Below are 15217 nucleotides of genomic sequence, written 5' to 3'. Positions count from 1 at the left end.
GATAATATAAGTCAGCGGCAATAATCATATCGAAATGACTTTATTCATTACAAAAATATATTCTCAGTAACAGTAAGACAGAATCATTATCACAACGGTTAACAGTAACAGGGAATCTCACTAAATATCGTCGGTTAAAAATGAATAACATCTTTCTTAATTACTATAATCAGGAACTCACCTTTATCCGCGAAATGGCACGGGAGTTTGCTGACAAACATCCGAAAATTGCCGGCAGACTGGGGATGCAAGGCCTTGAAACCACTGATCCTTTCGTGGAAAGGCTGATTGAAGCGTTTTGCTTCTTATCGGCAAGAACTCAAATAAAGCTGGATGCCGAATTCCCACTATTTACCCAGCGTTTACTGGATATAGTTTATCCCAACTATACCGCACCAACGCCATCAATGAGCGTTATTCAGCTCAAACCTAACCTTAAAGAAGGTGACCTGACACAGGGTTATTGTGTGCCAGGAAACAGCGCTTTTTTTATGCCGATAATAAAGGATGAGACCACGCGTTGCGAATTTCGCAGCGGGAAAGACGTGCAGCTCTGGCCGATGGAAATCACTGAGGCACGCCTGAGTTCGTTACCGCCCGACATGCCAAGACTGGAGAAGCATCATATCAACGCCAATAAGTTAAAAGGAGCGTTACGCATCACACTCAGGCTAAACGGGGATATAAAATTTTCTCAACTTGAAGGCTTTGATAAACTTCCTGTTTATATTAGCGGCGAGGAAAGAATCGTTTCGCATATTTTTGAGTTGATTCATGCCGGACACATTGCCACTATTTTAAGATCGGGAAGCGGTGAAGATAAAAACGATTATATTATAGAAAAGGATGCCCTCTCGTTTGAAGGTCTTGAGCCAGGCCAGGGTTTGCTACCTGTTTCATGGAATATCTTCCATGGTCACAATCTTATCCAGGAATATTTTTCTTTCCGTAAGCAATTTTACTTTTTTACACTAACACAACTGGCTGATTGTGTTAAAAAAAATGATTCTTCAGAAATGGAAGTTATCATCTTACTCGACCGGTTGTCGCAAAACCTTATTGGCCATATTTCCCCTGCCTGCTTCCTGCTTTACTGTACACCAGTGATTAATCTTTTTTCCAGGCAGCTGGATAAGCTGGAAATCAATCGGGCGATGAACGAATTTCATGTGGTACCGGACCGCAGCCGCCCCCTTGATTTTGAGATATTTTCTGTCAGCAAAGTATTTGGTCAGCAAGCGGAGACAAATAATAAAATTATTTTTAATCCCCTTTACCAAACTCAGCATTGTGACAACGGTAATTTTGGTCGTTATTTCTCCATCACCCGTAAAGATCGCCAGGTGAGTAATGCGCGCAAATACGACACGCGCGCAGCATATTCGGGCACTGAAGTCTTTATCTCCCTGGTTGATCAAAGGGAAGCGCCCTATAGCGGCAATATTCGCTATTTGTCCATCAACGCCCTGGTGACCAATCGCGATCTGCCTATGCTGGTGGCTGCCAGTGGTAATCTGGAACTGACTATGCTTGATTCCGCGCCGGTTGAAAACGCCCGCTTAGTCTGTCAGATAAGCCCCCCCAGAGCCCCTTTCGCCGTCAGAGAATCCGCCTGGCGTCTGATAAGACAACTCAGTTTTAATTACCTGCCGTTGTCAGATATGACGCACAGCCAGGGGGGCGAATCACTACGTAATATGCTGAAACTGTTTATCAGCGATGTGGATTATGACTCAACAGCACAAATCAATGCGCTGGTCGGCTGCCACAGCGAACCGGTAATAAGACGTTTACCGGGGAGTGGCTTACTGATCTACGGACGCGGCATACGCTGCACGCTGACGGTCGACGAAGAGGGTTTTTCAGGCGTCAGCCCCTACCTCTTCGGCCTGATCATGGAAAACTACATTGCCCGGCATGCTGCAATTAACGTATTTACTGAAACCGAACTCAGTTCAATGCAGCGCGGTAAAATTGCCTACTGGCCGGCGCGTCCCGGTCGCCGGGAGGTACTGTAAATGTCGCAAACCACAAGGTCGTTACCCACCGTTCCGCCACAGTTAACCTCCTGGTATCAGCAGGATAAACCGTGGCAGAGTGGATTTATCAGCATCATGCGTACCCTGGCGGCTCAGACACCGGAATGGCCAGCACCGGGAACCGCATTATTACCCTCACAGGAGTGCTTTCGTCTCCGTCAGTTAGCGCATATGGTTTTTGCGCCACGTGAGATTGCCCGTATTGAAAAAGAAGCGGACAAATTACATCTCTATCTGTTTGGCTTAGGTGTCTGGGGCCCGCAAGGGGCGATGCCACTGCATCTTTCAGAGGTAGCCTATACCCGCAGTGAAAACCACGACAATACGCTCAATGAGTTTGTTGATATCTTTCATCACCGCGCCCTGTCGCATTTTTACCGGGCCTGGTTCCTCTCTCAGGATACCGCCTCGCTGGACAGACAACACGAAGATAAATTTTCGTTTTATGTTGGCAGCCTTGCCGGATTAGAACCACAGGAGCTGGCCGGAAGTGAATTACCGCTCCACCCCCGGCTGGCGTCGGTCTCCCACCTGATACGTGAAGCACGTAATCCCGAAGGCCTGGTCGGCGCGCTTCATTATTATTTTGAAGTGCCGGTTCAGATTAGAGAATTCGCCGTACAGTGGATTTTTCTGCAAGCAGAAGATCAAAGCCAGCTGGGTAACAATCTCAGCTGCCTGAAATTAGGTGATGGCGCAATTCTTGGCGATACGGTGCAGGACCGGCAGCATAAATTTCAGCTGCTTTTTGGTCCCCTGAGCCTAAAACAATATTTGCATTTCAGCCCCTGGGGCAAAGATTTACCGGTACTACGTGAATGGGTACGCAACTTCGTCGGCTTTGAATACGCCTGGGAAGTCATTCTTGTGCTCAGCGCCGATGAAGTCCCCTGTGCCACCTTAGGTGAACAACATCAGCTGGGTTACACCGGCTGGTTAGAACGCGCCGACTGTTCCAGTCCGCTTGCCGGCATGAGTTTTGACCCGGAAATGTACTGTCAGCCATCCACATAAAACCAGAATGTAGTCAGGGATATAAACGAAAGATAAGGAAAGATCAGATGCAACAGCAGAATATCACAGCATGTCCACAAGACTATGCTTTGCTAGCGGAATCGGTGGCTGAGTCGCCACCTTGCGGTGAAAGTCTGGAATACGACGCTGATTTTATTATGTTGCAACGTGAGCTGCAGCCCAGACTAGGCGCAGAATACGGTGACTTTGTTGAATCGGTTAATCCCATAAACTGGGCAGACACTGAACGGCAAACCCAAAAGTTACTGCAACGCTCAAAGGATATCCGGTTAGTAATTATTCTGATGCGTTGTCGCATGCGCCAGCACGGTTTCTCTGCCCTGACCGACGGGATAAAAGCCTTAACCTGGGCGCTGCAACAGTGGCCAGAGCAGCTTCATCCTCAGCTGATGGATGAAGGGGAGTTCGTACCCATAATGCGAAATAATGCGCTGGCAGAACTGGAGTCTAATGACGGCCTGCTGGCTGACATTCGCCAGCAGTCATTACCGTCGGTGGCCGGCCTGCAATTAACCGTGCGTGATATCGAGCGCGCCAATAGCGTGCCGCGTGCCGACGATGCGTTGCCGGAAGAAACCCTGAGCCAGATATGGCAACAATGGCAGCAAACCCAGGCGCCGATCATTGCGCAGTTTAATGCTTTATTTCAGGAAGTTAATCAGCTTAAAACCACGCTCAGACAGCAGATGCCCGATGAGGATGTGCCCGACTTTGCCCGGCTGCTTAACCTGCTTGGTTACTTTCTTTCACCGTCTGCCCCCGAGGCTGAGCGTCCGGCGCAGGAAAACGACGACGCCGTGCAGCAGAGAAGCGAAGAAAACCACACGCCGGTAACAACCGGTAGTGAATTTATTGCCGAAGCACCGGTAATGCCGGCCTCCGCCCACGCCGGTGAAGTCGCCACGGTTGCTAACCGTGGCGATGCGATTCAGCAGCTGCGTGAAATTCGCCGCTGGTTTAGCAGAATGGAACCCAGTAGTCCGGCGATTATCTTACTGGCGTTCACCGAACAGATCATTGGCAAAAGTTTTACTGAATTACTTCAGTTATTACCAGCAGATGTTATTGCCAAAATCGCAACTTCTCAGGAGTGCTAATGTTGAAAAAAAGGATGGCCACCATACTGGCAATCGTCAGTATATTCATTACAACACCGGCTTTAGCACAATGTGTCCTGGATACTGTTCCACCGGAAGGCGGTGGGCAACCGGTAATTCTTAGCGTGCCCGCCTTCACTGTTTTTGTTGATGCTGATGCACCGGCGGATCGTTCAACACCAATAGGTAGCTGGGACTCATCTCATGGCACAAAAGTAAGCTTTAAATGTCTGAAAGGGGACCGATATGGAAAGGATGTTTATCCACCGTTGTTGGGCCAGGCAACCCAGCAAAGAATGTATGCAACCAAAATAGACGGCTTAGAAATAATGCCAATGTGGTATAACGGTGTAGCTTTTGGCAAATTCCCCACGAATTCTGTAACAACAGAGATGCGTCTCGATTACCCGCCAGCAGCTTTTTACCGGGTGCAAATATTTAAAACAAAATCACAGCTTAAACTCAATAACCCCCAGACCGGAGATGTCATTCTCGATCCGGGTAAGATTGCTTATAACTGGGTTAACAACAGCGGTATTGGACCTTTTCCGCAGACGCTGATGATTGGACAAATACGCATCATTAGTACACCGGTTTGCAGACTGGATGGCAAAAAAACGGTCAACTTTAATACCGTAACGCCCGATGATCTTGCAAAAGGTGTCAGCAGGCCCCTTAATTTCTCTATGACCTGTGCCACAGATTACGGCCACTACTCGGCTACAGCTAAATTAACCACCACCACACCAGACAGTGATAATAATTATATTAAGGTTACTGACAGTGCAGGAAACGATGATCGGTTAAAAATCCGCATTGACGATAGCAGTGGTTCAATAATGCATGTCGACGGCACCAATGCAGAAATCATTAACTCACTCAATAGTAATGTTCCCGCTCAGTTCAAATGGACGGCGACAATACTTAAATCCGCCTCCACTCAGCCTCCAAAAAGAGGACCGTTTTCAGCTTCCGCTGAAATCATTCTGGAAATGAATTAATAAAACTGATGAACAGGGAACAGTTATGCGACAGGAAAAGACAATCTTTATCAGCATTGCCAGTTATCGTGACTCAGAATTACTGCCCACGTTACGCGACATGGTGAGCCAGGCTAAATATCCAGAAAGACTAAATATAGCCATATGCTTACAGTCAGATTTGAATACACAGATTTTTATTAATGAAGGGATGAAGCTGGTTGAGAGCACAATATCTGGTTCTTACCCATGCTTTAATTTTATCTGGCGGAATACTACGGTCAGGGTAATCAATATTCATTATCTTTCAAGTCAGGGGGCCTGTTGGGCAAGGCATCTTCTGGACCGTTGTTATGATCAACAGGATTATTTTCTGCAAATAGACTCACACTGCCGCTTTATCCCGGAATGGGACAGCGAAATGATAACCATGCTGGAATCACTGCGGCAAGAAAGTCAGTGGCCGGTGCTTTCCAGCTATCCGGCGGCCTATACGCCTGGCGAACCAGAAACGCGCAGAGATTTTGTTAGTCGTTTGATTTTTAATGGATTTACTGATGATGGCATCGTCAGTCTGACCTCAAAACCCTTTATTGCGGATACGCCGCAGCGCTGCGGTTACCTGGCGGCAGGATTTATTTTTGCAGATGGGCATTTCATTACCCGTGTCCCCAATGATCCGAATATTTTCTTTATGGGTGAAGAGATCTCAATGGCAGTGCGTGCCTGGCTTCAGGGATATGAATTCTGGTCACCACATAAAATATTATTATGGCATTTTTACACCCGGGAAAACTCACCGAAAATCTGGGAGGATCATAATGATGAGGCTAAGAAACACGGTTTAGTCAGTCAGACATGGTGGGAAAGAGATCGCGAAGCAAAAAAAAGCATTCATAACATGCTTACCTCGACAAAAATACAGACTGGAAATCAGGATATTGAACGTAACTTACAGTTATACCAATACCATATTGGTATCGATTTCTCTACTCAGAAAATACACCCTGAAATATTAGAACCTTTAACGGTAAACTGGTTTAACGAGTTACCCTCCTCACACGAACAATGGCTGGAGTCATTAGTTTATTCCTGTAAAAATGAGCTTATTCTTGAAAAAAACGAAGTACATTTAAACAATCAGGATATTGCCAGCTGGCAGGTTAACGTATACAGCACAGACAACACGACCGTATTAACAAAAAATTATACTGCACAATCACTCCAGGAAAATACCAGCACTCAGCATGAAAATAAAATAGTGTTAAAGTTAAATGTGATAACGCATGAAAAAACATGTCCGGCATATATTCGTATTTGTCCCTATATGAATAATGACAGCTGGGGTACTATGCTGGAGAAACCGTGGTAAACAATAAACATCTTAATGAAATTATAGCAATCCACAGTCTCATTTCAATGAGTGGGATTGTGCCATCATTATTAAATCTTCAGGAAAAACTGATTGATATTACCGAAGATTTTTGTCAATCGACAGGTTATGATGTGAAAATTACCGACGCAATACGTCGGCTTATCAGCGTGGTGATGGATACAGAAATAAGAAACAGTCTGGCATGCGGAAACTTAAAATGGAACGGTTATGAGCTGACACATTTTTTCTATGGACATAATGAAGATAAAATTTTCCGAACAGAACATGCCGGCATATTATTTAATAAAAATAAACCTGAAGTTGCCTTCTGTGCCTTGCGGTTGATCACCCTGTGCCCGACATTATCAGCATCGAAGGAATTACAAAAAATATATATCCCACTCACCGAAGAGTTAAATAAAAAGACACATAGTCTGGCAACACATACACAAATAAAATCCATCGATCAAGAACCTAATATATCCTATGAAGAAATAATTGAGAAATATACATTCTGGACACCATTTTTAGCACAACTCTCGGTCTGTGCGCTAATACTGATTGTGTTATGGGCGTGCTGCCGAACCTTTCTTCAGGGTGGACTATAATAATGAACAAAAAAATGACATTTTATCTGCTGGTTAGCGCGAGTTTTCTTGCCATAGCAATATTCATATTTGGCCTGATATATCCGCAAACGATGCCAGGCAGCACAAATATTCTCTTTCTTCTGGTCATTACTGTGCTGATAGCGCTTCAATGTCGCTATCAACTACTGGCGGGCATTTCCCAGGTTAATGAACAAATTACTCAGCCGGTTATTACTCAGAATAAACCGGTGATTCTCCTGCTTGGCCCACATACCGCCAGCTGGTTTCGCCAGGTGAAGCAAAGCGAAAGCGTTCGCTATACCGGCACGGTTACCTGGCTTCAAATCACCTCGCCGCACGAGTTAGAACAGCGCCTTAACTATCTGCAGCAGCATTATCCGACTACGCCGGTTTACACCTTTTTTCCCTTTCTGCCCGATGATAATGAAACCATTGAACTGACAATAAACAAGCTGAATAGCTGGATGACAAGCTTTAAGCCGGTGCTGGAAAAATCTGCGCTTCCCTGTACCTTTGCCATCTATGCCCGCCTGAGCAATGAACGCCGTAGCCAGGCCGTCAATAACGCCAGCTGGAACGACGTACTGGTGGCGCAACAGGCACAGAGCGTTGATTTTAGTCAGGCGCTGCACGACCTCGGATTAACGCTAAAAAATGCCTGCGCAATAAATCGTTCAGAAATACAGCGTACGGTGATGAGTCTTACATTAATACAATGGATGACGGAAAGCGGACTTCTTCAGACGATGGAAAAATTCTTTTCATTTTCTGCTTTACGGCTTAATAAAATATTGTTGTGTGACTACGGTACCGGCTTTACCCGTCACGGGGCATGGTCAAACTGGCTTGAACAACAATACGCTATTTTACCGTCGCTGAGTGCAGGTATCACTTTACCACCGTTACCTGCGGTCGTGACGCCAGTAGCGACGCCGGCGATTGTAATCCGTAAAACCACCAGGATGACCTTACCACCTGTCTACTGGACGCTTTGTTTCTCAACATTATTAATTATGGCAAGCTTATTTATACATACCTTCTTTGTATATGAAAAAGAAATAAAATTTAAAGCAGAAATTAATCACGTTGCTTCAATGAAAGATATTTCTGCAATCAGACTGGAAGAAAAAATAAAGACTCTGAGCAATGTTGAAAAAGTATGGATACAACGCTGGTCCACGGATAAAAATCAACACTGGGGGCTGTTACCTTATGCTCTGTTTATTTCCCGTATTAGTACATTACTGGCACAGCTAAAATCTATTAACATATTTACGTCGTCTGCATCACAAGCATTTTTCAATTCGGGAAGTGCCGTCTTACTGCCCGCTTCAGAACAGCAACTACAACCAGTTATTACGCTTGCAAAAAAACACCCTGATAGCAGGCTGTTAATCACCGGACATGCCAACAGTACCGGTAATACAGAATATAACCTGTATTTATCAGAGAAGCGTGCTTCTGCCACCCGCAACTGGTTAATAAAAAATCATATTGCGCCAGAAAGAATAATGATTAATGCAGCAGGAGATGCAGAGCCCGTCGCCAGCAATAATAGCCCGACGGGTCGCCAGCTTAACAGGCGTATTGAAGTTTTAATTATTCCATCCACCATCAAAATCTAACAGGAGTCATATATTATGAGCAAAAGTGATAACTCATATACTATTTTTGAAGGTTCATTTCTGACGCCACTGCCGGTGCTCGACAGAACCATTAATATTCTTATGTACCGCGACCCGGATAATCATGAATACCAGTTCATTATTAATCGTGCGGTTCTTGAAGAGGAACAAACGATAGAGGAGTGGTGTCAGTCAGAAATGGACAGCCTGCTTAACCGGCTACCTGGCTTTCAGATTGAGGGCAAGCTGCTTAAAGATGAGATAGGCCCGGCAAAATTAAGTACGGTTCAGGTCGCCAACCGCTACCTTAATAATGGAAAAGTTATCCGTCAGGTTCAGTCAATTTTAAGACTACCACAAAATAAACATTACAACCCCGGCGGCAGAGACATTATCATTTTTACCTTAAATGCAGAAGATGAGTTCACCGAACATCAAAGGCGTCATTATGTCAGTGTGATAAATAACTTTACGCCTGATACGGATGACTGAAAACCATCACGCCATTATAAAAATATTACTTATATAAGAAGCATCCCTCCGCTGGATAATCCACAACACGATTTATTCTGAGGGATATCAATTTATAGAACATCTACAACATCCATGAGTACGATGGAGTACAAGTCATGTTGGAAATATCAGTTGTCACCAAAAATATATATTATAAAAAAGGCCTTCATGAAGTTATTTCTCATGAATTTGAAGTGGAAAACATAACGAACAACCCACAAGGTTGTGATTATGTAATAAAAAATAAAAACCCAATAAAGCTCTATCTTTATGATGAATTTGCCATTCTTGCCACAATTGAAAGAACAGAAAAAAAGATGTCAATAAATAACCTGTATGCACGCGACGTTATGATTAAAAAAAATAGCAACAAAAACATCGCCGACATCATCAAAGAAATATTAACTAAAATTAAAAATGACAACAACATTACTTCCCAAAAAGCCCCATTAAAAAATAAAAACAGGAACGCACACGCCAGAGGGTTTTATCTGTTGTCATTACGTGAAAAAGTTGTGATGGATTTAATAGGCAAGGGAATAAAACAGGAAAAAATATCCAGCTTACTGGGATGTTCGGAAAAAAGTGTTTACAACTACAAACGAAGTCTGATTAGCAAACAGCGTCTGCGCAGTAAATACCAGCTTTACCGGTTGGCCACAAGTATTGCTGCTAATAAAGAAATGCAGCAGTATCTGTTTTGGGAAATGTATAATCTCATCACTATCAACAATTCGCCACCGAATACCGATTGAGACTTGTCATCTGCAGTGGGCGCAGACAGAATGATTATGTTTCCCGGGAAAAATTTCCCCATCCTCTGAGCCCCTACGCCTGGACAGGAGAGCATAATGAAACTTATCGGCAATTACACCAGCCCCTTTGTGCGCAAGATAACCATTATGCTGATGGAAAAAGGCATTCTCTTTGAATTTGTAAATGAAAATCCCTGGCTGGAAAGCAGCCAGATGGCTGACTATAACCCGCTGGGTAAAGTCCCCGCACTGGCGGTCAGTGAAAATGAAGTCTGGTATGATTCACCAATCATTGCCAGCTGGCTGGAACTGCAGGATAAGCCGCCGTTTTTTGTGCCGAAAGCGCCCATGGCGGCGCTGCGAATACGCCAGCTGGAAGCGCTGGCCGATGGCCTCTGCGAAGCCGCACTGATGATTGTCCGTGAGCAGCTGCGCGCCCCCGAAAAACAGTGCGAATCACTGCTGACCCGCCAGCGGAAAAAAATTCACCAGGGGCTGGATGAACTGGAACAAGCAGCGGCAAAAGGTGAGGAGCTTAACGGCGAACAGATAAACCTTGCCGATATCGCCTGTGGCTGCATGCTGGGCTATCTCAATTTTCGTCATATTTCCCCTGACTGGTGTGTAAACCGGCCTGCGTTGGTGAAACTGGCAGAAAAACTTTTCCAGCGCGACAGCTTTGCCCGTACCCGTCCACCGGCACCTTAGACAGGGATCTCATGAACACGCTTTACAGTCAGCTACCGGCCATTGACAGCCTGTTACGTCAGCCGGCATTTGCCGCGCTGATTGCACAGTACGGCCGCCAGCATGTCACCGCCATATTACGCCAGCAACAGCAGGACGCCCGCCATTTGATCAGCCGTCAGCAACGACTGCCCGACTGGTATCCTGACTGGCATCAGGAAACCCAGCGGCGCCTGTGCAGCGCCCAGCGTCATGCGCTGAGTCAGGTTTTTAACCTCAGTGGCACCGTGCTACACACCAATCTCGGCCGCGCACAGCTGGCAGAACAGGCCATTGCCGCCGCCTGTGTCGCCATGCGTGAACCGGTGACCCTTGAATACGATCTGAGTGGCGCCCAACGCAGCCATCGCGACCGGGCGCTGGCACAGCGCCTTTGCCAACTGACCGGGGCAGAAGATGCCTGCATTGTTAACAATAATGCCGCAGCGGTCCTGCTGATACTGTCGGCACTGGCATCGGCTAAAGACGTCCTGGTGTCACGTGGTGAGCTGGTTGAAATTGGCGGATCTTTTCGCATACCTGACATAATGCGCCAGGCTGGCTGTACGCTACGCTAAGTCGGCACCACTAACCGCACGCATTTGCATGATTATCAGCAGGCTATCGGTGAACAAACTGCCTTGCTGATGAAAGTGCATACCAGTAACTATCAGATTAACGGTTTTACCGGCTGTGTCAGTGAAAGCGCACTGGCGACGCTGGCACAGCGCCACGGGCTGGTACTGGTCGCTGATCTCGGCAGCGGCTCCCTGATAGATTTAACCGCCTACGGCCTGCCAGCAGAGCCAATGCCGCAGCAGCTGATCGCCGACGGCGTCGACCTGATCAGCTTTTCTGGCGATAAACTGTTAGGCGGCCCTCAGGCCGGTATCATTGTTGGTAAGCGCGCCCTGATTGCCCGGCTACAGCAACACCCGCTCAAACGTGCGCTTCGTGCCGATAAAATTACCCTCGCCGCGCTGGATGCAACGCTGGCGCTGTATCAGCAGCCAGAACTCCTCGCTCAGCAGCTGCCGACACTGAATAAACTCACCCGCAGTCAGCACATCCTCGCCGAACAGGCACAACGCCTGCTGCCTGCATTACGCGCTCATTTTTGCGCCGGCTGGCAGGTCAATGCCGAACCTTGTCTGTCACAAATCGGCAGCGGGTCGTTACCGGTTGACCGCCTGCCTGGCTACGCGCTGACCTTTATGCCCACGGCAAACGGCGATAGCAGCCTGCATGCGCTGGCAGCACAACTGCGCCAGCGCGAAATACCGGTTATTGGCCGCCTGCACAACGGTAAGCTATGGCTGGATTTACGCTGTCTGGAAAATGAAGCGCTATTTCTTGAAACCATGCTTGCGCCGGATAGCGCGCCGTGATTATCGCCACCGCCGGCCATATCGATCACGGCAAAACCGCCCTGCTTCACAGCCTGACCGGTACCAATGCCGACCGGCTGCCGGAAGAGAAAGCGCGCGGTATGACTATCGATCTCGGCTATGCTTACTGGCCTCAGCCAGAAGGGCGGGTTATCGGTTTTATTGATGTTCCCGGCCATGAAAAATTTATCAGCAATATGTTAAGCGGTATCAACGGCATTGATGCCGCACTGCTGGTTGTTGCCTGCGATGACGGCGTCATGCCACAAACCGAAGAACACCTGTCACTGCTCAGCCTGCTGGGGCGCCCGACGCTGAGCGTTGCCCTGAGCAAATGTGACCGGGTTTCCTCGCAGCGACTGGCCCAGGTACGCCAGCAGGTTATCGGGCTTGCCCGGCATTACGGCTGGCAGAACATCACCTGTGTGGCTACCAGCATCTATCAACCGGCGACCATCGCCACGCTGGCCGAGCATTTACGCCAGCTGAAAGCACGAACACCGGCCAGCGGGCGCCCCTTTCGTCTTGCCATCGATCGGGTATTTACCGTCAAAGGTGCCGGGCTGGTAGTAACCGGCACCTGCCTGGCAGGCGAAGTGGCACTGGAAGATAGTGTCTGGCTGACCGGCGCTGACCGCCGGCTGCGGGTGCGCGGCTTGCACAGCCAGAATCAGCAGACCGCACGCGCCGTCGCTGGTGAACGTATTGCACTGAATCTGGCGGGTGATATCAGCAAACAACAGGTCCATCGCGGCGACTGGCTGCTCACCCAGCCGCCGCCTGCGGCTGCACAGCGCTTCATTGTCAGCCTGGATATACGTGCGCCAATTCATCACTGGCAAAGCGTACAGATTTATCATGCCGTAAGCCATGTAACCGGGCGCATTGCCTTACTTGGCGACGATCTCGCCGAGCTGATCAGTGAACGTCCTTTATGGCTGGCAGAAGAAGACCGGCTGATTGTGCGTGATAGCCATACCCGTCAGACGCTGGCCGGGGCACGTGTCATACTGCTGACCCCCAGAAAACGCGGCAAACGCCAGCCCGACTATCTGGCGTGGTTACAGCAGCTGGCAAACACCCAGGATGAGCAACGTCGTCTGGCAATCCGGCTGTCTGAACAACCCGGTTCCCTCAAGCAGATCGGCTGGGCCAGACAGCTTACCCCGCCGGCATTAACCACTTTACTGGCCCCCCTCAGACCACTCATTGCCGGCGATCACCTTATACTGCCGCAGCAGGCGGCGCAGTGGCGTCAACATCTGCTTGAGGCACTGGGCCGCTTTCATCAGACACAGGCCGATCAGCCTGGCCTGGCAAGCGACAGGCTGCGACGTATTGCACTGGCGGATAAACCGGCGCCATTAGTGCAGACACTCATTATGCAGCTACTGGATGAAGGCAAAATTAAAAACCAGCGCGGCTGGCTGCATTTACCCGGCTTCAGGCTGCATTTTACCGCTGAAGAACAGGTGCTGTGGCAACAGGCAGAAACGCTGTTTACTGCCGACCCCTGGTGGGTGCGCGACCTCGCCCGCACCCTGAACTGCGAAGAAACAGTGCTGCGCCTGCTGCTAAACAAAGCCGCCCGCTGCGGCTGGCTGATCGCAGTGATTCCCGATCGCTTTTATCATCGCGATCGGATAAACCAATTTGCCCGGCTGGTACGTCATCACTGTGCTGAACACGGCGGCGTCAGTGCGGCTGACTTTCGTAATGATTTAGCCATTGGTCGTAAGCTGGCGGTGCAGATACTGGAATATTTTGATCACAGCGGTTTCACCCGGCGTAAAGGCAACCTGCACCTGTTGCGCGATGAATCACTGTTTCAGTAAGCCTGTCCCGTCGGGCTTAACCGACCATAGCGGCCAGCCGCTGCGTTTTGGTACCGATGACATAACATTAAATGACTTCAGGGCGCAGCCGAATACCCCTAAAACAGGCTATAGTGAAGAGAAAATTAACCGGCATAATGACACTATGACAGGTTTGCGGCTAACGCCAGGCGCAGCGCAGGCCTGCCGGCATCATCATGAAGGAAAACACGCAATGCAACGCTGTGGCTGGGTAACTGACGATCCGCTATATCTGCATTATCACGATAATGAATGGGGTATTGCGCAAACCGACAGACAGGCGCTGTTTGAAATGATTTGCCTCGAAGGCCAGCAGGCCGGACTCTCCTGGATTACCGTTTTAAAAAAACGCCAGAATTATCGTGAGGCTTTTCATCAGTTTGATCCCGACCGGGTGGCGCTGATGAACCAAGAAGATGTGGAAAATTTGCTGCAAAACGCCGGAATTATCCGCCATCGGGGCAAAATTACCGCCATCATTACCAATGCCCGGGCGCTGCTGGCAATGGAAAGTCAGGGGGAGAAATTTGCCGCTTTTGTCTGGTCATTTGTTAATAACCACCCGCAGCAACATTATTATACCGACTACCGCAGCGCCCCCAGCACCAGCGCAACCTCAGATGCGCTATCCCGGGCGCTGAAAAAACGCGGCTTTACCTTTGTCGGCAGCACCATCTGCTATTCCTTTATGCAGGCCTGCGGACTGATTAACGATCATGTCACCGGCTGTTTCTGTCATCCGGATAACCAGGTGGGGTAATCACCCTGTGTGGGCCTAACCCCCTTACAGGCGCTGACTGTTACCACCGTTCAACATCTGCTGTAGCGGGAATAGCCAGCTGCAACCAGTGGTCTCTGGCCGCAGCTGCAGTCATCATCTCGTGCACCTTGTGCCAGTTATAAGACGGCGTTTTTTTAATGATCTTTTTAATAAAGCGGTAATTTTAACCGGCCGGGTGACTGCAACAATTTCATTATGGTCATACTGCGTTTTTTTTATATTTCCTCCGGTGATTTTATGCAAAATTTGGTGATGCCTCTAATTGGTTGAATCTGATGTATAATGCGGGCTTTTGAGGTTCTCTTATGGCCAGCGTTAACGTTCATTGTCCCCGTTGTCAGTCTGTTCAGGTTTACCGCCATGGTCAGAACCCTAAAGGCTATGACAGATTTCGCTGCCGTGACTGCCACCGCGTGTTTCAACTCACTTACGCTTA

The 15217-nt window shown here is 48.2% G+C and carries 13 protein-coding genes and 1 pseudogene; all 14 read left to right on the top strand.

Going from position 1 to position 15217, the window contains the following annotated elements; all coding sequences use genetic code 11:
* The first annotated feature begins 140 nt into the window (after positions 1-140).
* The gene (gene tssF, locus BL249_RS14700) at positions 141-2018 is read left to right on the top strand and encodes a type VI secretion system baseplate subunit TssF (protein ID WP_099706274.1); all 1878 of its coding nucleotides are present in this window, start codon (positions 141-143) and stop codon (positions 2016-2018) included.
* The gene (tssG, locus tag BL249_RS14695) at positions 2019-3053 is read left to right on the top strand and encodes a type VI secretion system baseplate subunit TssG (RefSeq protein WP_099706273.1); all 1035 of its coding nucleotides are present in this window, start codon (positions 2019-2021) and stop codon (positions 3051-3053) included. It begins immediately after the preceding gene.
* A 47-nt stretch (positions 3054-3100) separates the two neighbouring features.
* Entirely contained in the window at positions 3101-4171 is a 1071-nt protein-coding gene (locus BL249_RS14690) for a type VI secretion system protein TssA (protein WP_099706272.1), read from the top strand.
* Complete coding sequence (locus BL249_RS14685; protein ID WP_099706271.1) at positions 4171-5172, top strand: fimbrial protein; 1002 nt, start codon at positions 4171-4173, stop codon at positions 5170-5172. The genes BL249_RS14690 and BL249_RS14685 overlap by 1 nt, the downstream gene beginning before the upstream one ends.
* 25 nt (positions 5173-5197) lie before the next feature.
* Positions 5198-6523, top strand: coding sequence for a GlcNAc-transferase family protein (locus BL249_RS14680; RefSeq protein ID WP_099706270.1), 1326 nt, complete (start codon positions 5198-5200; stop codon positions 6521-6523).
* Positions 6517-7134: a hypothetical protein gene (locus BL249_RS14675; protein ID WP_099706269.1), complete on the top strand. Its 618-nt coding sequence runs from the start codon at positions 6517-6519 to the stop codon at positions 7132-7134. Before BL249_RS14680 ends, BL249_RS14675 begins: the two co-directional genes overlap by 7 nt.
* Positions 7135-7136: 2 nt before the next feature.
* Complete coding sequence (locus BL249_RS14670) at positions 7137-8762, top strand: OmpA family protein (RefSeq protein ID WP_158233086.1); 1626 nt, start codon at positions 7137-7139, stop codon at positions 8760-8762.
* A 15-nt stretch (positions 8763-8777) separates the two neighbouring features.
* Entirely contained in the window at positions 8778-9254 is a 477-nt protein-coding gene (locus BL249_RS14665) for a DcrB-related protein (RefSeq protein ID WP_099706267.1), read from the top strand.
* Positions 9255-9391: 137 nt separating this feature from the next.
* Positions 9392-10030: a helix-turn-helix domain-containing protein gene (locus BL249_RS14660; protein ID WP_099706266.1), complete on the top strand. Its 639-nt coding sequence runs from the start codon at positions 9392-9394 to the stop codon at positions 10028-10030.
* 96 nt (positions 10031-10126) lie between these two features.
* Positions 10127-10738 carry a glutathione S-transferase gene (locus tag BL249_RS14655; protein WP_099706265.1) on the top strand — a complete coding sequence of 204 codons (612 nt, stop codon included), beginning with the start codon at positions 10127-10129 and terminating at the stop codon, positions 10736-10738.
* A gap of 11 nt (positions 10739-10749) precedes the next feature.
* A pseudogene (gene selA, locus BL249_RS14650) lies at positions 10750-12144 on the top strand (L-seryl-tRNA(Sec) selenium transferase).
* Positions 12141-13979: a selenocysteine-specific translation elongation factor gene (selB, locus tag BL249_RS14645; protein ID WP_099706264.1), complete on the top strand. Its 1839-nt coding sequence runs from the start codon at positions 12141-12143 to the stop codon at positions 13977-13979. Before selA ends, selB begins: the two are co-directional and overlap by 4 nt.
* Before the next feature lie 214 nt (positions 13980-14193).
* Positions 14194-14760 carry a DNA-3-methyladenine glycosylase I gene (locus BL249_RS14640; RefSeq protein WP_099706290.1) on the top strand — a complete coding sequence of 189 codons (567 nt, stop codon included), beginning with the start codon at positions 14194-14196 and terminating at the stop codon, positions 14758-14760.
* A 326-nt stretch (positions 14761-15086) separates the two neighbouring features.
* Positions 15087-15217 (top strand): IS1 family transposase (locus BL249_RS14635; protein ID WP_342633895.1); only part of this gene is annotated, 131 nt, incomplete at its 3' end.

The sequence above is a fragment of the Erwinia sp. OLFS4 genome, assembly GCF_002752165.1.
Taxonomy (GTDB): Bacteria; Pseudomonadota; Gammaproteobacteria; order Enterobacterales; family Enterobacteriaceae; genus Izhakiella.
The sequence above is the reverse complement of the archived record's forward strand: the minus strand, read 5'-3'. Positions and strand labels throughout refer to the sequence as shown.